The 24275-nt window shown below is 63.4% G+C and carries 25 protein-coding genes and 1 pseudogene; 5 read left to right on the forward strand and 21 right to left on the reverse strand.

What is annotated here, in order from left to right:
- Window positions 1-65: 65 nt before the first annotated feature.
- The 4 genes and pseudogenes from C6W91_RS07460 to C6W91_RS07475 form a co-directional block, all read left to right on the forward strand.
- Window positions 66-329 (forward strand): annotated as a pseudogene (locus C6W91_RS07460) (response regulator transcription factor); the annotation flags it as partial.
- 112 nt (window positions 330-441) lie between these two features.
- On the forward strand, window positions 442-1083 hold the full coding sequence (locus C6W91_RS07465) for an acyl-homoserine-lactone synthase (RefSeq protein ID WP_370570649.1): 642 nt from the start codon (window positions 442-444) through the stop codon (window positions 1081-1083).
- 83 nt (window positions 1084-1166) lie between these two features.
- Window positions 1167-2702, forward strand: a complete 1536-nt coding sequence (locus tag C6W91_RS07470) for an ATP-dependent RecD-like DNA helicase (RefSeq protein WP_274827613.1) — start codon at window positions 1167-1169, stop codon at window positions 2700-2702.
- Window positions 2699-3439 carry an SDR family oxidoreductase gene (locus C6W91_RS07475; protein WP_370570650.1) on the forward strand — a complete coding sequence of 247 codons (741 nt, stop codon included), beginning with the start codon at window positions 2699-2701 and terminating at the stop codon, window positions 3437-3439. Before C6W91_RS07470 ends, C6W91_RS07475 begins: the two co-directional genes overlap by 4 nt.
- 162 nt (window positions 3440-3601) lie before the next feature.
- Here the strand turns inward: C6W91_RS07475 and C6W91_RS07480 are convergent, their stop codons facing one another.
- The 21 genes from C6W91_RS07480 to pcaF form a co-directional block, all read right to left on the reverse strand.
- A complete protein-coding gene (locus C6W91_RS07480) occupies window positions 3602-4225 on the reverse strand; it encodes an RNA ligase family protein (protein ID WP_274827614.1) in 624 nt (207 codons plus the stop codon).
- A 120-nt stretch (window positions 4226-4345) separates the two neighbouring features.
- Window positions 4346-4762 carry a VOC family protein gene (locus tag C6W91_RS07485; RefSeq protein ID WP_370570651.1) on the reverse strand — a complete coding sequence of 139 codons (417 nt, stop codon included), beginning with the start codon at window positions 4760-4762 and terminating at the stop codon, window positions 4346-4348.
- Between the two features lie 89 nt (window positions 4763-4851).
- A complete protein-coding gene (locus tag C6W91_RS07490) occupies window positions 4852-5646 on the reverse strand; it encodes a TIGR02186 family protein (protein WP_065272538.1) in 795 nt (264 codons plus the stop codon).
- Entirely contained in the window at window positions 5646-6566 is a 921-nt protein-coding gene (locus C6W91_RS07495; protein WP_274827617.1) for a sulfite exporter TauE/SafE family protein, read from the reverse strand. The genes C6W91_RS07490 and C6W91_RS07495 overlap by 1 nt, the downstream gene beginning before the upstream one ends.
- Before the next feature lie 192 nt (window positions 6567-6758).
- A complete protein-coding gene (locus C6W91_RS07500; RefSeq protein WP_274866931.1) occupies window positions 6759-7766 on the reverse strand; it encodes an ABC transporter permease in 1008 nt (335 codons plus the stop codon).
- On the reverse strand, window positions 7766-8860 hold the full coding sequence (locus tag C6W91_RS07505; RefSeq protein ID WP_274827619.1) for an ABC transporter permease: 1095 nt from the start codon (window positions 8858-8860) through the stop codon (window positions 7766-7768). Before C6W91_RS07505 ends, C6W91_RS07500 begins: the two co-directional genes overlap by 1 nt.
- On the reverse strand, window positions 8861-10390 hold the full coding sequence (locus C6W91_RS07510; RefSeq protein ID WP_065272542.1) for an ABC transporter ATP-binding protein: 1530 nt from the start codon (window positions 10388-10390) through the stop codon (window positions 8861-8863).
- Between the two features lie 188 nt (window positions 10391-10578).
- Window positions 10579-11574, reverse strand: a complete 996-nt coding sequence (locus tag C6W91_RS07515; RefSeq protein WP_370570652.1) for a BMP family protein — start codon at window positions 11572-11574, stop codon at window positions 10579-10581.
- Window positions 11575-11733: 159 nt separating this feature from the next.
- Entirely contained in the window at window positions 11734-12171 is a 438-nt protein-coding gene (locus C6W91_RS07520) for a GNAT family N-acetyltransferase (RefSeq protein WP_274839423.1), read from the reverse strand.
- Window positions 12164-12760 carry a tRNA (adenosine(37)-N6)-threonylcarbamoyltransferase complex dimerization subunit type 1 TsaB gene (tsaB, locus tag C6W91_RS07525; protein WP_370570653.1) on the reverse strand — a complete coding sequence of 199 codons (597 nt, stop codon included), beginning with the start codon at window positions 12758-12760 and terminating at the stop codon, window positions 12164-12166. The genes C6W91_RS07520 and tsaB overlap by 8 nt, the downstream gene beginning before the upstream one ends.
- 48 nt (window positions 12761-12808) lie before the next feature.
- A complete protein-coding gene (locus C6W91_RS07530) occupies window positions 12809-13372 on the reverse strand; it encodes a NifU family protein (RefSeq protein ID WP_065272546.1) in 564 nt (187 codons plus the stop codon).
- Between the two features lie 121 nt (window positions 13373-13493).
- Complete coding sequence (locus C6W91_RS07535) at window positions 13494-13949, reverse strand: universal stress protein (protein WP_065272547.1); 456 nt, start codon at window positions 13947-13949, stop codon at window positions 13494-13496.
- Window positions 13950-13970: 21 nt separating this feature from the next.
- Window positions 13971-15041 (reverse strand): AbrB family transcriptional regulator, encoded by a 1071-nt coding sequence (locus C6W91_RS07540; protein WP_370570654.1) that lies wholly within the window; start codon window positions 15039-15041, stop codon window positions 13971-13973.
- Window positions 15034-15897 (reverse strand): branched-chain amino acid aminotransferase, encoded by an 864-nt coding sequence (locus C6W91_RS07545; RefSeq protein WP_065272549.1) that lies wholly within the window; start codon window positions 15895-15897, stop codon window positions 15034-15036. The genes C6W91_RS07540 and C6W91_RS07545 overlap by 8 nt, the downstream gene beginning before the upstream one ends.
- Window positions 15898-16273: 376 nt before the next feature.
- Window positions 16274-17035 (reverse strand): Phenylacetic acid catabolic protein, encoded by a 762-nt coding sequence (locus C6W91_RS07550; protein WP_370570655.1) that lies wholly within the window; start codon window positions 17033-17035, stop codon window positions 16274-16276.
- Between the two features lie 80 nt (window positions 17036-17115).
- Window positions 17116-18189: a 1,2-phenylacetyl-CoA epoxidase subunit PaaE gene (paaE, locus tag C6W91_RS07555; RefSeq protein WP_065272551.1), complete on the reverse strand. Its 1074-nt coding sequence runs from the start codon at window positions 18187-18189 to the stop codon at window positions 17116-17118.
- A gap of 10 nt (window positions 18190-18199) precedes the next feature.
- Window positions 18200-18673 (reverse strand): 1,2-phenylacetyl-CoA epoxidase subunit PaaD, encoded by a 474-nt coding sequence (gene paaD / locus C6W91_RS07560; protein ID WP_370570656.1) that lies wholly within the window; start codon window positions 18671-18673, stop codon window positions 18200-18202.
- A gap of 121 nt (window positions 18674-18794) precedes the next feature.
- Entirely contained in the window at window positions 18795-19556 is a 762-nt protein-coding gene (gene paaC / locus C6W91_RS07565; RefSeq protein WP_065272552.1) for a 1,2-phenylacetyl-CoA epoxidase subunit PaaC, read from the reverse strand.
- Window positions 19556-19840: a 1,2-phenylacetyl-CoA epoxidase subunit PaaB gene (gene paaB, locus C6W91_RS07570; RefSeq protein WP_065272553.1), complete on the reverse strand. Its 285-nt coding sequence runs from the start codon at window positions 19838-19840 to the stop codon at window positions 19556-19558. The genes paaC and paaB overlap by 1 nt, the downstream gene beginning before the upstream one ends.
- Before the next feature lie 81 nt (window positions 19841-19921).
- Window positions 19922-20899 (reverse strand): 1,2-phenylacetyl-CoA epoxidase subunit PaaA, encoded by a 978-nt coding sequence (gene paaA, locus C6W91_RS07575; RefSeq protein WP_065272554.1) that lies wholly within the window; start codon window positions 20897-20899, stop codon window positions 19922-19924.
- 22 nt (window positions 20900-20921) lie between these two features.
- Window positions 20922-22124, reverse strand: coding sequence for a 3-oxoadipyl-CoA thiolase (pcaF, locus tag C6W91_RS07580; RefSeq protein WP_065272555.1), 1203 nt, complete (start codon window positions 22122-22124; stop codon window positions 20922-20924).
- Window positions 22125-22423: 299 nt separating this feature from the next.
- Here pcaF and C6W91_RS07585 point away from each other — a divergent pair, with 299 nt between their 5' ends.
- Window positions 22424-24214, forward strand: coding sequence for an acyclic terpene utilization AtuA family protein (locus C6W91_RS07585; RefSeq protein WP_370570657.1), 1791 nt, complete (start codon window positions 22424-22426; stop codon window positions 24212-24214).
- The last annotated feature ends 61 nt before the right edge of the window (window positions 24215-24275 follow it).

Below are 24275 nucleotides of genomic sequence, written 5' to 3' on the forward strand. Positions count from 1 at the left end.
TGCTCATACGTGGGTCTCCTCTGTGAGCAGTTACCACGTCAGCGCACAAAATTCAGGATAGTCCCCTTATGGCGCATTATTTCAACCGCAAAGCGCTGGAATTCGAACCTGATCGCGGCCCGGAACAGGCCCAAACCCTGTCGCCAAGGGAAATTGATGCACTGACCCTGCTGGCAATTGGTTATAGCCGTGCGCAGGTCGCACAAACGCTTTCAATTTCGGAACATACCTTGCGCGTTTACATTGAAAGTGCTCGATTTAAGCTCGGCGCACTGAATACGACTCATGCAATTGCCCGCGCATTAAGCTGCGGCTTTATCGTTGTCTGATCCGGGCGCGAAAATCTGCTCAAATCCAATCTTATGAATTCGTTAATGTCTTTGGCGCATCGCCTTCTGGGCGTAAGCTCCCCCTGCATTTCAAGCAAAAGGGGACGAAAAAATGCTTCGCTATATCTACGGACACGACCTGCATAAACATCCTGAACTGGCCCGCTCCATGTTTCAGGATCGCGCCGACCAATTCCGCACCCGTCTGGGCTGGGAGGTCAGCGTCGATGCCAACGGACAGGAACGCGATCAATACGATGCGCTGGATCCGCTTTATGTGATCTGGGAAATGCCGGATGGCAGCCATGGCGGCTCCATGCGGTTTTTGCCGACCACCGGGCGGGTGATGGTGAACGAGATTTTTGGCCATCTGACTGGCGGCAGCCCGATCACCAGTCCGCTGATCTGGGAATGCACCCGGTTCTGCCTGTCGCGCAATGCGCCGTCCAAGGTGGCAGGTGCGCTGATGTTGGGCGGGGGTGAGATCATGCGCAATTTCGGCATTCGCCATTTCGTCGGTGTCTTTGACCGCCGGATGATCCGCATCTACCGCGCCATCGGCTCCAGCCCCGAGGTTTTGCGCACCGAGGGAGAAGGCCGTGACCAGATCAACGTCGGTCTGTGGGAGTTCACTCCGGACAGTTATGACATGGTGGCCAGCCGCGCGGGCATCGCGCCCGAGCTGTCGCGGCTGTGGTTCGACCGCTCCTTTGGCGGTGCCGACCCGATGAAGCAGATGGCGCTGACTGGCTAGGACCCGGGTCTGTCTTGCGACCCCACATGCCACGGGGCCGGTTGCATCTGGTGCAGCCGACCCCGCAGCTGTAGGGTCGCGCCATGACAAAGCCGCTTATTCAATTCTCCGACGATCAGGCCGCCGCTTTTGACAGCGTGACCGCGCTTTTGCACCAGGCCGGGGTGGATCTGGACGATGGTCTGCTGCATCCGCCGCGCGGCGATGCCGGGGTGATGGCGGTGATCGGCAAGGCGGGATCGGGCAAGACCCTGCTGCTGGCCGAGCTTTACAAGGCGCTGGAAGATGCCGGCGTCGAAGTGGTGTCGGGCGATTACGAAAGCCGCAAGAAAAGCGGCAAGCGCACCCTTGCGATTCTGGCCCCCACCAACAAGGCAGCCAGCGTGCTGCGGCTGCGCGGGGTGCCCGCGACCACCATTCACCGGATTCTCTACACGCCGGTCTACGATCCCGAATACGAACGCATCGCCGAATGGTTGGCCGGAAACGGCGAAGAGCCTGATATCGAAGGTCTTACCGAAGAGGCGCTGGCCCGCGCGGCGGCCTTTTACGAGCGCAACAAATCGATCCCCGGGGCGCTGGCGGCGGCAGGGCTGCGCGGCTCCGATTTTATCACCGGCTGGAAACGGCGCGAGGATCCGCTGGACATCGGCTTTGTCGATGAAGCCTCGATGCTGGATGACCGCCAGTTCAGCGATCTCAAAGAGATTTTCCCGACCCTGCTGCTGTTTGGCGACCCGGCGCAGCTGGCACCGGTGAACCAATCCGGCGCCATGGTCTTTGACGGGCTGCCAGAGACGCGCAAACTGGTGCTGAGCCGCATTCACCGACAAGAGGCCGATAACCCTATTCTGGACCTCGCCCATGCGCTGGCGGATCCGCAGCTCGGGTTCGAAGATTTCGAACGTATGGTCGAAGACACCGCCCGCCGCGACGAGCGCGTGGTCTGGGGGCAGCGGGTCGAGGTCGACCTGATGGCGCGCTCTCCGGTGCTGGTCTGGCGAAACAACACCCGCATCCGGCTGATCAACGCCTTCCGCAGCGTCCATGGCGCCCCCGAGGATGCGCTGATCGAAGGGGAACCGCTGATCTGCGACGGTATCGAACTGCCGCTGAAACACCGCAAGAAACGTCTTGATCTTGAGGCGCGCGGACTGATCAAGGGCGCGCAGGTGATCTACCTCGGCCCCGGCCGCAAACCCGGATTTTCCCGCCTGCACGTGATGGGCGCCGAGGATCCGCAGGTCTCGGCTGCCTCCATCGTGAAGATCGAAAAACCGGATGAGGAAGAGCCCTTCATCCCCTTTGCCGCGCGCATGGGGGCGACCTTTCTGCATGGGGCGGCGGTGACCATTCACAAGGCGCAGGGTTCGCAATGGGAGACCGCGCAGGTCTTTGCCCCCGATATCTACGCTGCTGCGCGCATGGGCCGGGTCGAGGCCGGCCAGCCGCTGTGGAAGCGGCTCGCCTATGTGGCGATTACCCGGGCGCAGGAGCGGCTGATCTGGGTGGTGCGCAACCGGCTGGCCAAGCCCACCGGGCCGCTCAGGGTGGATGATCTGCGCGCCGCACCGGTGGCGGCGCTGACACTCGAGGCAGAGGAGGAAACCGCGTTATGAGCAACAAGACAATCCTGATCACCGGCGCCAGCTCTGGCATTGGTCGGGCAGTGGCCGAACAGTTCCTGACCCAAGGCTGGACCGTGGGCCTGCTGGCCCGGCGCGCGGACAAGCTGGCGGAGGTGGCGCTGGGGCACGACCGGGCCTATGTGCTGCCTGCCGATGTCACCGATGCCACCGCCGTGGATCATGCGGTCAACAGCTTTGCCATGCAGGCCGGGCGGCTGGATGTGCTGTTCAACAACGCAGGTATCTTCACGCCGCCCGGCACCATCGATGAGATCGCGCTGGAGGACTGGCATGCCTCGGTCAATGTGAACCTCACGGGCATGTTCCTGGCGGCGCGGGCGGCCTTTCGGCAGATGCGCCATCAGGCACCGCAGGGCGGACGGATCATCAACAACGGCTCCATCGCTGCCCATGTGCCGCGTCCCGGCTCGGCGCCTTATGCGGCCACCAAATCGGCGATCACCGGGCTGACGCGCAGCATCTCGCTGGACGGTCGGCCCTTTGACATCGCCTGCGGGCAGATCGATATCGGCAATGCCCGTACCCCGATGGTGGAGGATCTGGCCCATCGCCATACCGAGGCCAATCCCGAGGCCGCGCCGATGGACACCTTTGATGTGGCGGATGCGGCGCGGTCGGTGCTGCATATGGCTGAATTGCCGCTGGAGGCCAATGTGCAGTTCATGACGGTGATGGCCACCAAGATGCCCTATATCGGCCGCGGCTGATCAAGGCAGGGCAGGGGACATGGCGGGGGAGCGCTCCCGCCCGTCTTCGGTCTGCGGACGCAGCTCTCATCCCGTTGGGCCGGGCACCGCGCGTGGCGCGGTGCCTGTTGCGAGAGCTCCGTGAAATGGTTGCTTTTTATGCGGTCCGCCGACCCAGCCCGGTCAGGCAAGGCCGTTCTTTACCAGCTCGGCCTTCATCCAGTGGATGTCGCTTTGCACATGGTCTGCACGCACGTATTTTCCCAGATGGGTAGCCATCTCGGCTTCGGTAAATGACCCTGTTGTGCGAATGACAAAACCTTCTTGCCGGTCAAAGTCCATTTGTGCGACCAGTTGGTCCACCAGAGTGGTCGAAAACGGGCCGCGAAACAGCTCTGGTACGCTGGAAATGCCGAGCTCAGAAAGTCGTGCTTGGGTATCCTCCCAGCTCTGTATTGTGTCTCCCAGAATCCATGCAAAGCCCATAAAGTATGTGGGTAGCGCCTCATAGGCGATGGAATGGCGTGCGTAGACGTACTCTCCGACAACCCGTTCATCCGGCGCAAGTTGCGGGGACACGCCTGCAGCAAAGGCCTTCATCCAATCGCGGGAGGGATGGTATCTGGCATCTGGGCTGCGCGGGTGGCAGCCGTCGGAGAAGATCGTGGTGTTCTCACCATCCATCTTCTCTGTTGCGATTACCTCTGACGAGGCCAGAAGTTGCGACAGATCGCTCATGATCTTGTCGTCCTTAGTGGCGCCGGGAGAGCTGGGTAGGTGAAAGGTGCGACCGTATTTCGTAGACATGAATAGAGCACCTTTGCAGAATAACTGAATGAAAATGGGGGGAGCGTTGGCTACCTTCACTGCAATGTAAAGATCATTGGCAAAGGGATGAAGGGGGCGTTTCAGTCCCGGTGAAAAGGATCAGTCATCCCGTCCCGTCTCGTTCGGGTTGCTAGAAAACAATGCGATCTTGTTGCCTTGTGGATCGCGCAAGTAGCCGACAAAGAACCGGGGGCCATAGGTGTCACGAAAACCCGGTTGTCCCTCATCAGTGCCACCTGCGGCCAGCGCGGCGGCGTGGAGGGCGCGCACCTGATCCTGGCTGCGCGCCTCAAAGGCCACCATGGCGCCATTGCCAGCCGAGGCCGCCTCTCCATCGAAGGGCGGTTTGACGTAGAAATCAGGCAGAGCAGGAGACTGGCCCGGCTCCACTGGCAGGGCATAGCTTAGACCTTCAGGTCCCTCCGATAGCCCATAACCAAGGGCCGGTAGGAAGGCAGAATAGAACTGTTTGGCACGCGTGATATCGTCAGCTCCGACGGTGACATAGGCGATCATGCTTGCTGTCCCGTTGCGCGATACATCTGATTGCTAAGGTGGCAATCCAACCGGCTGTTAAGACAGCGAAACGGCATGAATTGACGCTCCTACCGGTCGCGCAGCAGCTGGAAGGCTGCCGAGGCGCCCCAGCCGGCGAGGACGGCGATGACCAGTGACATGATCCCATAGATAAAGGGCCGTTCGCGCGAGAGGGCGTAAAGGAACCGCTCCAGCCCGACCTTGCGCACGTCGATTGCGGTTTCATAGCTGGAGACCACCTCGCCGCCGCGGGTCAGCAGGACGCGGGTGGTATAGGCGCCCTCGGTCAGGTTCGCGGGCATGTCGATCGCGGTGCGGAACAGGGTTTGCTGGTCCACGGTGACGGTGCTGGGCCGCAGGGAGTAAAGCCCTTCCTCGCGGCGGATGCGCACCACGGCCTCGGCAAAATCCTGGGCGCCGCGGATGTTCATCGCGGCCCCGACCGAGCGGATGGCGCGTTCGACCGATACCTTGTGGCGCAGGTCCTCGATATCCGTCAGAACCGCGCCGAAGGGGGCGCTGGTGGCTACGGCGTAAAAGCTGGGCGCGGAGTCGACCAGCACGCTGTCGACATTGACCCAGATGCCAAGCTTCTTTTCCTTGCGACGCACGGTGACCGGGGCGGAGGGGCCGGACACGGTGACGATCACTTCGAGCGGCGGCGCATCTGCGGGGATCGGAGTGTCGCGTTTCACCGCGCCGAAAACCAGGATTTCAGAGCCGTCAAAATCGGCGGTAATGGCGACACGGTTCTGGCTGAGGCCAAGCACAACCGCTTCGCGCTCGTTAGCGCGACCCGGGGAAGCGAGAACCGCAGGAAGGCTGAGCAGGGCAATTAGCAACAGGCGGAAGAGCGGCGTCATCAGTGACCTCCTGCCACGCCGAGCGAGAACAGCTCGTCCGGCTGAATAAGAAGCTCAAGCCCCAGTTTGCCGCAGACCAGCAGCACCATCAGTGCCAGCAGGATCCGCAGCTGTTCGGCCTTGAGATAGGTGCCGATGCGGGTGCCGATCTGCGCCCCGACGACGCCGCCAACCAATAGGAGCACGGCCAGCACGATGTCCACGGTAAAGTTGGTCGTGGCGTGCAGCATGGTGGTAAAGGCGGTGACGAGGATGATCTGGAACAGCGAGGTTCCGACCACCACCTTGGTCGGCATGCCGAGGATATAGATCATCGCGGGCACCATGATGAAACCGCCGCCCACGCCCATGATCGCGGCCAGAATGCCGACCGCGACGCCGACCAGAACCGGCGGGATCACCGAGATATAAAGACCGGAGGTGCGGAAGCGCATCTTGAAGGGCAGGGCATGCACCCAGCTGCGCTGGCGCCGCGCTGCGGGCGCGCCGCCCGATTTGCGGGATTTGCGTAGGGCGCTGAGGCTTTCGATGAACATCAGCCCGCCAACGACACCAAGGAAGACGACGTAGCAGAGCTTTACCAGAAGATCGACCTGACCCATCTGTTTCAGATGATTGAAGACCACCACGCCGAGCGCGGCGCCAAGCAGACCACCGGCCTGCAGCACAAGCCCCATCTTGATATCGACGGTGCGCCTTCGAAAATGGGCAAGGACGCCGGAAAAAGAGGAAGCGACGATCTGGTTGGCCTCGGTCGCCACCGCCACGGCAGGCGGAATGCCGATGAAGAACAGCAGTGGCGTCATCAGAAAACCACCGCCGACGCCGAACATCCCCGAAAGGATACCCACTAGCCCACCCAGCCCCAGAAGAAGGAAGGCATTGACCGAAACCTCGGCGATGGGAAGGTAGATCTGCATACTCAATTTAGACCCCTTTGCCGGTTTAAAATCAACTGGCGATGCCGCCCCGCAGCATTCAGGACCGATAATCGGGATCAATCTGGACTTATCACCTCGGCTGAGGGGGAAGGGCACGTGCAAAACGCAAAACCGCCCGGCGTGGGGCCGGGCGGTTTGACTGGGTCATGCGGCTGTGTGAGCGGTGCGCTCTTAGCGCTCCTTCACGTAAGGCTCGCCGCCGGCGCGGGGCGGAATGGCCTTGCCGACGAAACCGGCCAGGATCACCACGGTCAGGATATAGGGCAGGGCATCCATCACCTGCACCGGGATGGTGACGCTGCCCAGTTCGATGTTCTGAAACCGTAGCGCGACCGCCTGCAACAGGCCGAACAGCAGGCAGGCGCCCATCGCGTGCCAGGGCCGCCATTTCGCAAAGATCAGCGCCGCCAGCGCGATGAAGCCACGACCGGCGGTCATGTCTTTCACGAAACCGGCCTGCAGGGCCGTCGCCAGATAGGCGCCCGCGATGCCACACAGAAGGCCGCAGATCGCAACGGCGGCAAACCGCAGCCCCACCACCGAAACACCGGCCGTGTCCACCGCTGCCGGGTTTTCCCCGACCGCGCGCAGACGTAGGCCGAAACGGGTGCGGAACAGAACCCACCAGGTGAGCGGCACCGCGAGGAAGGCGGCATAGACGAGGATGGAATGCCCCGACAGCAGCTCGGAATAGACCTGCTGGAACATGCCCGCTTCTGCGATCAGTTCGGACAGGGGGCGGCCCGCTGCCTCGGCGTCGCTGGGGCCGATGGCAAAGGGCAGTTCAAGACCGCCAAAGCGTCCTTCGCGCAGCAGGGAGGGGGTGCGCCCGCCTTGCTGGAACCAATCCTGTGCGATCAGCACGGTCATGCCTGCGGCCAGAAAGTTGATGGCAACCCCGGAAATCAACTGGTTGCCCCGGAAGGTGATCGAAGCGACCCCGTGCAGCCCGGCCAGCACCAGCGAGGAGGCGATGCCCGCGAGCAGCCCCAGCCAGACATTGCCGGTGATTGCGGCCACCGCAGCGGACAGAAAGGCGGCCATCAGCATCTTGCCTTCAAGGCCGATGTCAAAGATGCCCGCGCGCTCTGAGAACAGGCCGGCCAGACAGGCCAGAAGCAGCGGCGTCGCCAGACGGACGGTGCTGTCCAGCACCTGAATTATGGTCAGGAATTCCATCAGGCTTTCTCCTTCCGCAATGCAAGGAAGATCTTTTCAAGCGGTATCCGCACCATATTGTCCAGCGCGCCGGTAAAGAGGATGACCAGCGCCTGAATGACGACGATCAATTCGCGCGGGATCGAGGTCCAGAGCGCCAGTTCCGCGCCGCCCTGATAGAGGAAGCCAAAAAGGATGGCGGCCAGGAAAACGCCAAAGGGATGGTTGCGCCCCATCAGCGCCACGGCGATGCCGATGAAACCGGCGCCCTCGGTAGAGTTCAGAACCAGACGCTCGGCCTCGCCCATGACGTTGTTGATCGCCATCATGCCCGCAAGCCCACCCGAGATCAGCATCGAGATCATGATGATCTTCACCGGAGAGATCCCGGCATAAAGAGCGCCGGGTTCGGAATGGCCATAGGCGCGGATTTCATACCCCAGCCGCGTACGCCAGATCAGCAGCCAGACCACCACGCAGGCGGCAACGGCCACCAGAAGGCTCACGTTGGCCGGTGCCGATTTGGAAAAGGCGATACCGAATGGGGCCAGCAGCTCGTGCAGGCTTGGCAGGTGAACAGCTTCGGCAAAGCGGGCTGTGGCTGGATCCATGGCCCCTGCGGGCTTCAGCACATTGACCAGCATATAGTTCAGAACCGCGGCTGCGATGAAGTTGAACATGATGGTTGTGATGACGATATGGCTGCCGCGCTTGGCCTGAAGATAGGCCGGTATGGCAGCCCAGGCGGCCCCAAAGAGGGCGGCGCCAAGGGAGGCAAAGATCAGCGCCAGAGACCAGTGAGGCCAGGGGATGTAAAGGCAGACAAGCGCAACGCCAAGCCCCCCCAGCATCGCCTGCCCTTCGCCGCCAATGTTGAACATCCGGGCGTGGAAGGCGACAGCGACCGCAAGGCCGGTGAACAGGAAATTGGTTGCATAGTACAGCGTGTAGCCCCAGCCATAGGTGGAGCCGAGCGCGCCTGTCACCATCATCTTGACCGCGGCGAGTGGGTCCTCGCCGATGGCCAGAATGACCAGAGCCGACAGGAAGGCAGCCAGTATCAGGCTGATCAGCGGAATCAGGACCACATCGGCCCATTTCGGCATTTTTTCCATTTACGCGGCCTCCCCCGCGACACCGGCCATCAGAAGGCCCAGTTCCTTTTCATCGGTCTGATCGGCGGCGCGTTCGCCCATGATCATACCGTCAAACATCACCGCCACCCTATCAGACAGGGACAGGATCTCTTCCAACTCGACCGAGACCAGAAGGATCGCCTTGCCCTCATCGCGCAGGGCGACGATCTGCTTGTGAATGAATTCGATGGCGCCGATGTCGACGCCGCGGGTGGGCTGGCCGATCAGCAAGAGGTCGGGATTGCGCTCGATTTCACGGGCGACGACGATCTTCTGCTGGTTGCCGCCGGAAAAACTTTTGGCGGCCAGCCAGGGATCCGGCGGGCGCACGTCGAATTTCTCCATCTTCGCAGCGGTGTCGGCGCGCAGGGCGGCGTTGTCCATCAGAAGGCCCCGCTGGTATTCCGGCGCGTGGTGATAGCCAAAGGCGACGTTTTCCCAGGCGTGGAAATCCATGATCAGCCCTTCGCGCTGTCGGTCTTCGGGGACGTGGGCCACATGGGCGGCGCGGCGTGCCCGCCCGTCCGATCCGGCGCCAGACAGCGGCAGCGGCGTGCCATTGAGGCGGATCGTACCGGTGCCGGGGCGCATGCCGCCCAGAACTTCCAGCAGCTCTGACTGGCCATTGCCCGCCACACCGGCGATGCCGAGGATCTCTCCGGCGCGCACATTGAGGTCGATGCCCTTGACGCGCTCGACGCCTGCCTCGTCCACGACGCGCAGGTTCTCGACTTCCAGGATCGGCTTGCCGGGCTTGGCGGGGACCTTGTCCACGCGCAGCAGCACCTTGCGGCCCACCATCAGTTCGGCCAGATGTTCGGGGCTGGTCTCGGCGGTTTTTACCGTTGCGGTCATCTCGCCGCGGCGCATGACGCTGACCGTGTCGGTCGCCTCCATGATCTCGCGCAGCTTGTGGGTGATCAGGATGATCGTCTTGCCCTCGGCGCGCAGCCGGTCGAGGATGCGGAACAGCTGGTCGGCCTCTGCCGGGGTCAGAACGCCGGTGGGTTCGTCAAGGATCAGGATCTCGGCCTTGCGGTAAAGCGCCTTCAGGATCTCCACCCGCTGCTGCATGCCGACGCCAATCTCGTCGATGCGCTTGTCCGGGTCCACGAAGAGTTCGTATTCCTCTTCCAGCGCCTTCAGCTCCTTGCGGGCGCGGGTCAGCGAGGGCATCAACAGCCCGCTGTCCTCGGCGCCCAGAACGATGTTTTCCAGCACCGTGAAATTCTCGACCAGCTTGAAATGCTGGAACACCATGCCGATCCCGGCGGAAATGGCGGCCTGGCTGTCTGGGATCTCGGTCTTCTTGCCGTTGATCCAGACCTCGCCGCTATCGGCCTTGTAAAAGCCGTAAAGGATGCTCATCAGGGTGGATTTGCCGGCGCCGTTTTCGCCGATGATCCCGTGGATCGTGCCGGGGGCGACGCTGATGGAGATGTCCTTGTTGGCCTGGACGGGGCCAAAGGCCTTGGAGATGCCTTTCAGTTCAATCGCTGGTGCCGTCATTCTGGCTCCTCAACATGCGGGGGCGCGGACCGGGGGGGGCGGTGTGATGCGCAGGGGGCGGATACCGGTGCGGCGGTGCGTCCCTCGGATGGGATGGAAAAACCAAACCCGGAGGCGGCGTTGCGGCAGCCTCCGGGCAAAGTGGGCTCTGGCTATGCCTGTTCAGGCCGGGCCAGAGCGGTTGCCGATCAGAACGACAGCGCCGGGCAGCTGTCGTCAGACATGTAGTCATGCACCTTCAGTTCGCCCGAGGCGATTTTTTCGGCTGCGGCGTCCACCATGGCTTTCATCTCGTCCGAAACCAGCGGCGCGTTGTTGTCGTCGAGCGCGTAGCCGACGCCGCCATTGGCCAGCCCCATGACCGAGAAACCGGTTTCCATGTCAGCGCCATCGCTGAAGGCCTCGTAAACCGCGTTGTCCACGCGTTTCATCATCGAGGTCAGTACCTTACCCGGGTGCAGGTGGTTCTGGTTGCTGTCCACGCCGATGGACAGGATGTCCTCATCCGCAGCGGTCTGCAGAACGCCCACGCCGGTGCCGCCTGCCGCAGCATAGACCACGTCAGCGCCCTGGCTGATCTGCGCCTTGGTCAGCTCGGATCCTTTTACCGGGTCATTCCAGGCGGCCGGGGTGGTGCCGGTCATGTTGGCGATCACCTTGGCGTCGGGGTTGGCGGCCATCACGCCCTGGGCATAGCCACAGGCGAATTTGCGGATCAGCGGGATGTCCATGCCCCCGATGAAGCCGACGGTGCCGGATTTGGAGGCCTCAGCCGCCATCATGCCGACGAGGTAGGAGCCCTCGTGCTCGTTGAAGACAACCGAGCGCACGTTGGGTGCGTCCACGACCATGTCGATGATGGTGAATTTGGTGTCCGGGTAATCGGCAGCCACCTGGCCCAGAGCGTCAGCAAAGGCAAAGCCTGCCATCACGATCGGGTTGGAGCCGGCTTCGGCAAAACGGCGCAGGGCCTGCTCGCGCTGGGCTTCGGACTGCAGTTCGATCTCGCGGAAACTGCCGCCGGTCTCGTCTGCCCAGCGTTTTGCGCCCATGAACGCCGCTTCGTTGAAGGATTTGTCGAATTTGCCGCCAAGGTCAAAGATCAGCGCCGGATCCGCCAGGGCCGCGCCCGCAGTGACGGCCAGTGCGGCCGAGCCGCCCATCAGGGTTTTCATCAGGCTCATTAGAATACTCCCAGTTGTGTTTTATGATTGTCACAGCCGCCGTTGGGCTGCCCGGTGCGTTATGTGACCGGGACGAATAGAGGTGCGGCAATTTAGCCCGCAGCATCGCGGCAGGGTCAACCGCTTTTTGACCAAACGGTGGAATTCCATACGGGTGGCCTAACGTAAGCTGCACCGCATAAGCACCGCGTCCACAGGGGCGGCGCCTTTGCGGGCATAATAACCGGGCCGGGTGCCGCAAGTGGCGAATCCGCATGCCTGGTAGAGCGCCTGCGCCGGGGTATTGTCGGCGGCCACCTCCAGAAAGGCTTCGGTGGCGCCGCGTGTGCGGGCGAGATCCTGCCAGTCCTGCATCACCTGCCGGGCCAGACCCTGGCGCTGGTGCGCGGGCTGGGTGGCGATGGTCAACAGCTCGGCTTCATCCGCGATGACGCGGACAAGGGCGAAACAGCGGGCATCACCGATTGCGAAAGTCAGGGGGCTGTCCAGAAGGTCGGCGAATTCCGCAGCGCTCCATGGGCGCGACTGGGTAAAGGCCGCCGCGTGTGTCCTAGCCATGTCGTCTGTGGCTGGGGCAGGGGCCACGGCGTCAGCCATCGATCAGCGCAGGCGGGGTATCGCGCGCGGGGGCGGCATCAGCAGCGCGCAGATAGAGGGGCGCGGGGGCGGCTGTGTCCTGATCCATCCGGGCGGCTGCCAGACGCGCGATCGCCTCGGCCAGCCCTGCGGGAGAGGCCTCGGGCGCAAAGGTCAGCCCGGCGCCGCGCGCGGCTTCTTCGGCTTCCTCGCGGGGCATCAGACGCGGTGCCTGATCCGGCAGGGCGGCATAGACCTGATCACGCGGGGCGGGAATGCCGGGCAGGGTTCCTGTGGCGGCGCGGGCGTCAAAACCGTCGATGCCCACGGCCGGAACGCCAAGACCCAGCGCCAGACCTCGGGCGGCGGAAACTGCGATGCGGATACCGGTGAAATTGCCGGGGCCGACGCCGACACCGATGGCATCCAGATCCGCCCATGTGGCGCCGCCTGTCGCCAGCACCTCTTCCAGCAGCGGCATCAACCGTTCGGCCTGCCCGCGTGTCATCGGCTCCAGCGCCTCGGCAACAAGGGTGTCACCGCGCAGCAAAGCGGCCGCGCAATGCGCGGCCGATGTGTCAAAGCCCAGAACCAGTGGTTCGGTTTTCATCCTCTGTCCTTTCAGGTCGCCAGCATGGCGACGGGTCTGTCCTGCCGCTCAGACGGCGACCGGGCGGACCTCGGTGACTTCGGGGATGTAGTGGCGCAGCAGGTTCTCGATGCCCATTTTCAAGGTCAGCGTCGAGGAAGGGCAGCCCGCGCAGGCGCCTTGCATGTGCAGGTAGACAACACCGCGTTCAAAGCCGTGGAAAGTGATGTCACCGCCATCCTGGGCCACGGCCGGGCGCACGCGGCTGTCCAGGAGGTCTTTGATCTGGTTCACGACTTCGCCGTCTTCGCCGCTGTGTTCGGCATGGCCCGAGGCCTGCTCACCACCTGCGCTGATCACCGGCTGACCGGATTGGTAATGCTCCATCACCGCGCCAAGGATGGCAGGTTTGATGTGATCCCATTCGACGTCGTCGGCCTTGGTGACGGTGACGAAATCATTGCCGAAGAACACGCCGGTGACGCCGCTGACGGCGAAGATGCGGCTGGCCAGAGGAGAGCTCTCTGCCGCTTCGGGGCTGGCGAAATCGGCGGTGCCTGCCTCCAGAACGGTCTGTCCCGGAAGGAATTTCAGCGTCGCCGGGTTGGGCGTGGATTCGGTCTGAATGAACATTTCGGGTCTCCGTTGGTCTGCAGGAGATATGCGCGCCGTGGCCGCACAAGTCAAGGTTTGGAACGGTTCTAAATTGCCAAAGCCACCTGTGCATCAGGGAACAGCGGCAGCAATTGAGGGCTCAGGTGATCGCTTCCAGCCGGTCCTTGGACAGATCGCCCGGCACGATGGTGATCGGCACCGGCAGGCTACCCGAGGTCTTGCTCAGCTGGTTTACCAGCGGTCCCGGCCCCTTACGGTCGGTGCCCGCGCCCAGCACCAGAACGCCGATGTCGGGATCGGCTTCGATCTGGGCCAGGATCTCGGGCACGGCCTCGCCTTCGCGGATGATCAGCTCCGGATCCACCCCCTGACGGTCGCGCATCCATTTGGCGAAAACCTCGAAATGGGCATGGATGCGTTCGCGGGCCTCTTCGCGCATGACTTCGCCCACGCCGATCCAGTGGTTGAATTCATCGGGCGGGATCACCGACAGGATCGCCACCCCGCCACCGGTGCGGGCCGCCCGCATCGCGGCGAACCGCATGGCGTTCAGACATTCGCGGCTGTCATCCAGCACAACCAGAAATTTGCGCATCTGTAGCCTCCACAATCCTGATCAATCTGCCCGAGGGGCCGCGTCCTGTCCATTGCTTTTCAGTGCGGCGCTGTTTGCCACCCGGGTCGCATAGAGCATCAGCACCACCGCCAGCACCATCAGGCGGAACAGATGCGCTGCCGCGACAAAGGTCGGATCGGCGCCAAGCGCGGCGCCGAGGATGATCATGGTTTCCAGCCCGCCGGGGGAAAATCCCAGCAGCACATCCAACAGCGGCAGGCCCGACAGATAGGCCGCCGGAAGGGCTGCAGCCACAGCCAGCCCGCAGGTCAGAAGGACGATCACGCCGCCTGCCAGCAGGCTGCCCTGCAATTCGCGCCAGCTCATGCCGGTAAAGCGTCCCCCGATAAGGCTGCCCATCAGGATCAGCGCGCCCTGCGCCCCCCAGCCGGGCAACCCGCCCGCAGTCCAGCCGCCAAGATGGGTCGTCGCAGCGACCGTTATCCCGGCTATCAGCGTCGGGGCGGGCAGTTTGATCCGGCGCAGCAGCGGCGCGATGGCAAGGGCGATGGCGATCTGGATCGCGATCCAGCCCAGTGGTGTCACCGCAGCGCTGCCCGGCAGGCCAAAGCCGATCTCCATCCCCGCAAGGGTTGCCCCCAGCGGCACCAGCAGGGTCAGCGACATCAGCCGGATTGAGGCCAGTACCATCGGCCGCGTCAGGGACAGAGACAGGCTGTCCGCCAGCGCGATCACCAGCCCCAGATGCCCGGGCGCGGCGGCGAGAAAGGATTCGTGTCGCTCAAACGGCAGGATGCGGGGCACAAGGCTACGCCCGGCGAAGGGCGTGACAATGGTCAGGGCCGCCAGCAGGCCAAAGGCCACTGGCCAGCGCATCATGGCGGCAAAACTTTCGGGGCTGACCATCGAACCGATGCTGAGCCCCATCACCAGAAACGCCGCATCCCGCAGCCGGGGCGCGATATCCATCGGTGCGCCCCAGAGCCCGGCAAGGCTGACGGCGATGGCAGGCCCGGCCAGCAGGGCCATCGGCATATGGATCAGGGAGGCGATCAAAGCTCCGACCCCGCCGACGGCGATGGTCAGAAAGCTTTGCCGCCACTCACCCATGCGTGGCAGCCCAGTCCCAATACATCTCGCGCACGCGGCGGGCCATGGGGCCGATCTGATACTGACGGTCGTCGAAAGCGGTGACCGGGGTGACCTTGCTCATGTTGCCGGACATGAAGACTTCGTCGGCCTCCTCAAAGTCCTTAAAGCTCAGCACGGTCTCATGCACGGTGACGCCGTCGGCCTTCAGGTTCTTGATGTGACGGGCGCGGGTGATGCCGGCCAGGAAGGTGCCGTTGGCGATGGGGGTAAAGACCTCGCCATCGCGCACCATAAAGATATTGGCCGTGGCGGTTTCGGCCACGTTGCCCATGGCATCCTGCACCAGCGCGTTGGCAAAGCCCTTGGCGCGGGCTTCGCGCAGCATGCGGGCGTTGTTGGGGTAAAGGCAGCCGGCCTTGGCGTTGACTACGGCGTTTTCCAGCACCGGACGGCGGTACTGGGTGCGGGTCAGCGTGGCGCTGGCATCCGCCGGGGCCATCGGGATCTCTTCCAGGCAGAGCGCGAACTTGGTGGTCTCCGGCTCGGGCGCAATCATCGTCGCATCGCCATCGGTGGCCCAGTACATCGGGCGGATATAGACCGCAGCGCCGGGGGCAAAGCGTTTCAGTCCCTCGCGGGTGATCTCCACCATATCCTCGACCGAGACGGTAGGTTTCATCATCAGCGCCGAGGCCGAGGCATTGGCGCGGGCGCAGTGTAGATCCAGATCCGGCGTCACCCCGTCAAACAGCCGCGCCCCGTCAAAGATCGAAGAGCCAAGCCAGGCCGCGTGGTCGGCGGCGGACATGATCGGCACGTCCCCGTCGTGCCACTGACCGTTGAAGTAGGTGTGGATGGTGCTGCCAGCTGCCATGATCGGGGCCTTTCAAAATGTCTTGCGTCCCCGGGACACTAGGAGGCTCTTCCGGCAAGGTCCAGTGCCCGGTCGGCGCTTCTTTGCACATGGGTGTGTGGGGGCTGTGGAGGTGTTGCGTTGCCACTGCGCGCCGGGACAAGGATCTGGCAAGCTGTTTCGCACGCGAAACAAATGGGAAAACACCGAGGATCGGGCGCTTTGCGCGCGCCGCCCGGCACGCGCCCGGCCCAAGGGGACAAGGCGCATCTGCGATGCACCGCGTCCGGGCGGGAGCGCCCCGCCTGCCTGCCCGCCTGACTATATGGGCGCTTTTTGGGGAGACCGCGCAGGACCCTGTGTCGGGACCTGCGCCGGATTGGGGGACCGGAGCGGCTCAGTTGCCCGGTGTCAGGCCCAGCTTCGCAAGGATCGCACCCGCGTCTGCGGCCCAGCGGTCGTGCAGCTCGGCATTGGTGCCATGGCGCAGGCCCATCGCGCGCAGCCCGTCGAATTTCTCCGAGGTTTGCGAGCCGAAAGAGGCGGCAACGCGGGGCCACCAGTAGTCCACCGCTTCCTGCGCCTGCGCTGTCTCGCCGTTCTCTACCAGCTGGGTCAGCCCCTCTTCGGCCAGCTCCGCATGGCGCTGCTCGATCGGGGCGATGCTGCGGAAAGCCTCGGCCAGCGGCTGGTAGGACACCTGCGACAACTCCCCAAGCTGCACCGTGACAGCGCGGCCCATCAGAAGGTTCATCACCACGGCGTCAAGCCAGCCTTCCAGCGGGTAGTTGAACACCGCAAGGCGCATGTCGTGCTTGCTGCGGCTCTGGCCGATGTCGGCATCGCGGGTCAGCCGCGCGGTCCAGGGGTGGTGATCGGCGTAGGCCTCGGTATCGGCGCCGAATTCCCCCATGATCCGCAGCACCTTGTCGGCATTGTCGGATTTCTCCAGCACGATCTTGGCGGCGGCGATGCGGGCCTTGATGCCGGGACCTTCGTTGATGATATCGGCAAAGCCCGCCGCCCCGGCGAGCTCGCTGTCGACAAAGGTCGCCATCAGTTTCAAGAGTTCCGCACGATAGCGCGGCGGCACGTTGGATGGATTGGTGAGCTTGCCGCCCTGCGCAAGATAGCTGCTGAGGCTCATGTCCTCGGCCATATCTGATCCTCCCTGAATTCGGCCCTGTGAAACGGGCCCTTAAACACAGACGCGCCCGGAAGGGCGCGCCATGAAATGCATTACTGATCGTAATCCACGACCACCCTATCGGTGACAGGATAGGCCTGGCAGGACAAGACGTAGCCCTTTTCGACCTCGTAATCTTCGAGCGCGTGATTGGTGACCATTTCCACCTCGCCCTCCAGCACCTTGCAGCGGCAGGTGGAGCAGACCCCGGCCTTGCAGGCGTAGGGCGCGTCCATGGCGTTCTCCAGTGCCGCATCCAGGATGGTGGTGTCCTTGCCCATCTCGATGGTCTGGGTGGCGCCATCCAGGGTGATCGCGGCAGAGGTCTGGTTCGCGTTGCTGGCCGCATCGGCGGCGCTCGCCTTGCGCTTGGCCCGGCCGGGCTGGGCGCTGGCGAAGAGCTCGAACTTGATCTGATCGTCCTTCAGGCCTGCCGTGCGCAGCGCTGCGGCGATGCCCAGCATCATCGGTTCCGGCCCGCAGATAAAGGCGGTGTCGACGTTGTCGATATCAATCCAGTGCTCGAACAGCTGGGCGCATTTCTCCTCGGTCACCAGACCGGTGAAGAGGTCGATCTCCTGCGCATCGCTTTCCAGAATATGGATGACGTTGAAGCGCCCCATGTAGAGGTTCTTCAGGTCCTCCAGCTCCTCGCGGAACATGATCGTGTTGACGCCCTTGTTGGCGTAAACCAGCGTGAAGGTCGAATTTGGCTCGGCCGCCAGGGTGGTCTTCAGGATCGACAGCACCGGGGTGATGCCGGATCCGCCGGCAAAGCCGAGGTAAGATTTTTCGGCGCCTGCATCGAGCGGCGTGAAGAAGGTGCCCATCGGCGCCATCGCCTGTAGGGTGTCACCGGGTTTCAGGTCGGTATTGGCCCAGGTCGAAAAGGCGCCGCCATCGACGCGCTTGATGCCGACCTGCAGGATGCCGTCCTCCTTGCCCGCGCAGATCGAGTAGCTGCGGCGCAGCTCCTCGCCGTCGAAATCGCGGCGGAAGGTCAGGTACTGGCCTTGGGTGAAATCGAACTCCGCCGCCGCGCCATTGGCGGGCTTCAGGGAGACAACAACCGCATCGCGGATCGTCTTGCGGACATCGGTGACTTCTAGATCGTGAAAGCGCGCCATGGAGGTCTCCTCAGATGCACTTGAAATAATCAAAGGGTTCGAGGCAGTCCTGACAGCGCCAGTGTGCCTTGCACGGGGTGGAGCCGAACTGGCTCACACGGGTGACGTTCTTGCTGCCGCAATGGGGGCATTTTTCGGGGCCGCCTGCGGCCTGGGGCGGAGCGATGCCGTATTCTTCCAGCTTGGCGCGGCCTTTTTCCGACAGCCAGTCGGTGGTCCAGGGCGGGGCGATCTGGGTTTTGAGGCGGATGTCGTCGACCCCGTGATCGCGCAGGGCGGTTTCGATATCCATGTTGATCACCGCCGTCGCCGGGCAGCCCGAATAGGTCGGGGTGACGGCCACCTCCAGCGTATCGCCATCCCAGGCGACACCGCGGATGATGCCGAGATCGACCAGAGAGATCACCGGGATTTCCGGATCGGGCACGGCGTCCAGCCATTCCCAGATCTGCTCCACGCTTGGCTTGTCTACTGTTTGGCTCATGTGGCTCACTCCACTTTGGCTTTGCCCGGTCGATAGGCCGGGCAGCCCCCGACCTCCCCCACAGGAGGGGGCTTCACCCCCACCCGAGGTCGGGGGTGCCCTTACTGTGATGCGGTTGTCGTTACCACTTGGCGCCGGGATAGGCGCGCTGCAGCCACTGCATATGGGTCAGCAGGTGGCCCAGGTGCTCGGTGTGCATCTTGCCGGTGCGCCCGCCCTTGTGACCAAAGGAACTGTCCGGGATGGTCAGCGTTGCCTCGCCCATGATCCGGCCGATCAGCGCATCAAAATCATCCCGCAGGCTGGCCGGATCGGGCGCAATACCCGCCTTGACCATCTCCGCGTCCACATCGTCGGACTGGAACATCTCGCCCACATAGGGCCAGAGGTAGTCCAGCGCCTCTTGCATGCGGCGGTGGCTTTCCTCGGTGCCATCGCCCAGACCTACGACCGTATCGGCCGAGCGTTCCAGATGATATGCGACTTCCTTGCTGGCCTTGGCGGCAATCGCGGCGACCCGTTCGTCGCTGGATTTCATCAGGTGTCCCAGCTGGATCGAGTGCCAGGCATCAAACAGGCACTGGCGCATCAGGGTGCGGCCAAAGTCGCCGTTCGGCACCTCGACCAGCAGCACATTGCGGAAATCCCAGACGTCGCGCAGGAAGGCGAGGTCATCTGCCGATTTGCCTTCACCCTGCACTTCGCCCGCTAGGCCAAGCCACATCTGGGTCTGGCCGATGAGGTCGAGCGCGGTATTGGCCAGCGCGATATCCTCTTCCAGAACCGGCGCGTGGCCGCACCATTCGCTGACGCGATGGCCCAGGATCAGGGTGTTGTCACCCATCCGCAAAAGGAACTGTGTAAAGGCTTCCTCGCGGGTCATCACATCGCCCCCACTTCTTCGGGGATGTCAAAGAAGGTCGGGTGACGGTAGACCTTGGATTCCGACGGCTCGTACAGCGGGCCTTTGTCACCGGGCGAGGAAGCGGCGATATTGTTCGCCTCGACCACCCAGATCGACACGCCTTCGTTGCGGCGGGTGTAGACGTCACGGGCGTTCTTGATCGCCATTTCGGCGTCCGGCGCGTGCAGCGATCCGACGTGGCGGTGGCTCATGCCATGCTGACCGCGGATAAAGACTTCCCAAAGGGGCCATTCATGTTTCATGGGGTGTTCCTCCTGGCTGAGGGGCCACCCTGCCGCAGGTCGATCATGGACCGGGCAGGGGGCAGATAAGGCTTGGGTCGGTTATTCGGCGGCGTGTTTGCGCGCGGCCTTTTTCTGGGCGTGGGCCAGCAGGCCGTCACGGACCCATTCGCCGTCTTTCCAGGCGTCATTGCGCGCGGCCAGACGGTCGGTATTGCAGGGGCCGTTGCCCTGGATCACGTCGAAGAACTCCGACCAGTCGGGATCGGTGTAATCATAGTGACCGCGTTCCTCGTTCCACTTGATGCCGGGATCGGGCAGCTCAAGACCCAGGAATTCGATTTGCGGCACGGTCTGGTCGACGAACTTCTGACGCAGTTCGTCATTGGTGTTCATCTTGATCTTCCAGGCCATCGATTGCGCCGAGTGCACCGAATCCTTGTCCGAGGGACCGAACATCATCAGCGACGGGAACCACAGTCGGTTCAGCGCGTCCTGCGCCATCTTCTTCTGCTCAGGCGTACCTTCGGCCATCTTGCGGATGGCGTCATAGCCCTGGCGCTGGTGAAAGCTTTCTTCCTTGCAGACCCGGATCATGGCGCGGCTGTAAGGGCCGAACGAGGTCCGTTGCAGCGGCACCTGGTTCATGATCGCGGCGCCATCCACCAGCCAGCCCACTGCGCCGATATCGGCCCAGTTCAGCGTCGGGTAGTTGAAGATCGAGGAATACTTCATGCGGCCATCCAGCAGCATTTCCGTCAGCTCGTCACGGGAGACGCCCAGCGTTTCCGCCGCGCAGTAAAGATACAGACCATGGCCCGCCTCGTCCTGCACCTTGGCCAGCAGGATCGCCTTGCGCTCCAGCGTCGGGGCACGGGTGATCCAGTTGCCTTCGGGCAGCTGGCCGACGATTTCCGAGTGGGCGTGCTGGCCGATCTGGCGGATCAGCGTCTTGCGATAGCCCTCGGGCATCCAGTCCTTGGGCTCGATCTTTTCGCCCCGGTCGATCCGCGCCTGAAAGGCGGCGAGTTTTTCGGGGTCGTCTTGCGTGGCCTCGGATTTCACCATCTGAGCATACATAGCGCGTTTCCTCCCTTACTGATTACACACGTTCAAGGATCAGGGCGGTGCCCTGTCCGACACCAACGCACATGGTGCACAGCGCGTAGCGCCCGCCAGTACGTTGCAGTTGATAGGCGGCGGTCAGCACCAGCCGGGCGCCGGACATGCCAAGCGGATGGCCGATGGCGATAGCACCGCCATTGGGATTAACATGGGGCGCATCGTCCGCCACGCCAAGGGCGCGAAGGGTCGCAAGCCCCTGCGAGGCGAAGGCCTCGTTGAGTTCGATCACGTCCATCTGGTCGATGGTGAGGCCGGTGCGGGCCAGAACCTTTTGCGTCGCGGGGACCGGGCCGATGCCCATCACGCGGGGTTCGACCCCGGCGGCGGCCATGCCGACGATGCGGGCCATCGGTTTCAGGCCGTTCTTGGCCGCGGCGGCCTCATTCGCCATCAGGATGGCAGCGGCGCCGTCGTTGACGCCCGAGGCATTGCCTGCGGTCACGCTCTTGTCCGGGCCGTTGACGCCCTTCAATTTCGCCAGCTTGTCGGCGCCGGTGCCGGGGCGGGGGTGTTCGTCGGTGTCCACGACCAGGGCATCGCCCTTGCGCTGCGGGATGGTCACCGGGGTGATCTCTTCGGCAAAGACGCCTGCCTCATGTGCGCTGGCCCAGCGGGCCTGGCTGCGGGCGGCAAATGCGTCCTGATCCTCGCGCGAGATATCATAATCTTCTGCAACGTTATCAGCGGTCTGCGGCATCGAGTCGGTGCCATACATCTCGTGCATCTTCTTGTTCACGAAGCGCCAGCCGATGGTGGTGTCGTAAACCGCATTGGCGCGGGTAAAGGCGCTGGTTGCCTTGGGCATCACGAAGGGCGCGCGGCTCATGCTTTCGACACCGCCTGCGATGGCCATGTCATAGTCTCCGGCGCGGATGCCGCGGCTGGCCATGCCCACTGCGTCCATGCCGGATGCACAGAGGCGGTTGATGGTGGTGCCGGGCACATCCACCGGCAGACCTGCCAGCAGGGCCGCCATGCGGGCCACGTTGCGGTTGCTTTCCCCGGCCTGGTTGGCATCGCCAAAGATCACATCGTCAATGCTGGCCCAGTCAACGTCCGGGTTGCGCGCGACCAGCGCGGCAATCGGGGCAGCGGCCAGATCATCGGTGCGGACCTGGCTGAGGGCGCCGCCGTAGCGGCCAATGGGGGTCCGTGTGGCATCGCAGATGAATGCATCCATGGGGTTCGCGTCTCCTGTTTGGCTCAAAAATTAGCCGACCGTGTAGTCGGTGTACATTAAAGCAGCGATTCGCGGCAAGCAAAATGTAACGCAAAAAGTAGATGATTGGAAAATCTGTAACACATTGTCGGAATCTGAATGACTTAACGTCCTTTTCCATCGGCGCGGATTTTCTGTTGCGGCCTGCCTGCGCTTTCAGGCAGGCTGAAACAGAACGATCGGTCTGTTGTGGTGCGGAGGACATCGCTACAGCTTTGCTAGGCCTGAAACAGGCGCATTGCGTCACGGGGGGAGAGGACATGGCGGATATTCTGCGCATCGGCGGCGCCAGCGGCTTCTGGGGGGATGCTGCGCTGGCCACACCGCAACTGCTGGCAGCGGGCGGACTGGATTTCATCGTCTATGACTACCTGGCCGAGATCACCATGGCGATCATGGCCCGCGCGCGCGCCAAGGATCCGGGCGCAGGCTACGCCACGGATTTCGTCAGCGGCGCCATGGCGCCCAACCTGTCCCAGATCGCGGCGCAGGGTGTGCGGATCATCTCCAACGCGGGTGGGGTGAACCCCGGCGCCTGTGCTGCAGCCCTGCGCGAGGAAATCGCCCGGCAGGGGTTGTCGTTGAAAGTGGCCACCATCGAAGGCGACGATCTGACCGGGCAGGCTGAAGAGATCGCCGCAACAGGCCCGGTCGAGATGTTTTCCGGCGCGCCTTTTCCGCCCAAAGACACGATCGCCAGCATCAACGCTTATCTTGGCGCCTTTCCCATCGCCGCCGCGCTGGACCGGGGCGCTGATATCGTCATTACAGGTCGTTGCGTCGACAGCGCCGTCACCCTTGGCGCCTGCATCCATCATTTCGGCTGGGCGCCGCAGGATCTGCACCAGCTCGCAGGCGGGTCACTGGCAGGGCATATCCTGGAATGCGGACCGCAGGCCACGGGTGGGAATTTCACCGATTGGCGCGATGTGGTGCAGGGGCTGGACCGCATTGGCTATCCCATCGCCGAAGTCTGCCCCGATGGCTCCTTTGATGTGACCAAACCCGAAGGCACCGGCGGGCTGGTCTCGCGCGGCACGGTGGGCGAGCAGATGCTCTATGAGATCGGCGATCCGCAATCCTACGTGCTGCCGGATGTGATCTGTGACTTCTCGAATGTGACACTGACAGAGACCGCTCCGAACCGGGTGCATGTGGCGGGGGCCAAGGGGCGCGGCGTCCCCGGCGACTACAAGACCTGCCTCACCCATGCCGATGGCTATCGCGGCGGGCATATTTTCACCTTCTACGGGCTGGAGGCCGAGGAAAAGGCCCAGGCCTTTGCCGATGCGGCGCTGTCGCGAACTCGGGCGGCTTTGACCCGCATGAACGCGCCCGATTTCACCGATGTCAGCGTGGAGCTGATCGGCGCCGAAAGCCAGTTCGGCGCGATGCGCCAAAGCGCCCCGGCGCGCGAGGTCGCTGCCAAGATCGCGGTGCGCCACGTCGATGCCCGCGCCATTGGCCTTTTCATGAAAGAGGCAACCGGCCTGGGGCTGGCCACTCCGCCAGGCCTTTCGGGATTTGCGGGCACGCGGCCCCGGCCTAGCCCGGTGCTGGCGTTGTTTTCTTGCCTCACGCCAAAGGATCAGGTGCCGGTGACGCTGCGCGACGGGGCGGGAGAGGTCGAGATCCCGACTGCTGAACCGCAGCCCGCCGATCCGCCCACGCGCCCTGCGCTGCCGGTTGCTCCGGCAGCGAATAGGGTGGTCGAGGTGCCGCTCGTGCGCCTGGCCTTCGGGCGCAGCGGTGACAAGGGTGACATCGCCAATATTGGCATTCTCGCCCGTCGCCCAGACTTCATGCCCTGGATCTGGGCCGCATTGGATGCGGACTACCTCGCCTGCGTCTTTGGTCATTTCACCAAGGGCCGGATCGAGCGGTTCTACCTGCCGGGCAGCCAGTCGATGAACATCCTGCTGCATGGCGCGCTGGGCGGGGGCGGCACCTCCTCCCTGCGCAATGACCCGCAGGCCAAGGGATACGCCCAGCTGCTGCTGGCCGCCCCGGTGCCGGTGGATGCGGATCTGCTAAGGGGGTGGGATGAATAACGAGGTGTCAGCCAGAAGGGCAGAGCTCGTCCGCGGGCGGAAGCGAAGCGCCCGCCCATGG

The organism is Phaeobacter sp. SYSU ZJ3003, assembly GCF_041300735.1.
Lineage (GTDB): Bacteria > Pseudomonadota > Alphaproteobacteria > Rhodobacterales > Rhodobacteraceae > Phycobacter > Phycobacter gallaeciensis_A.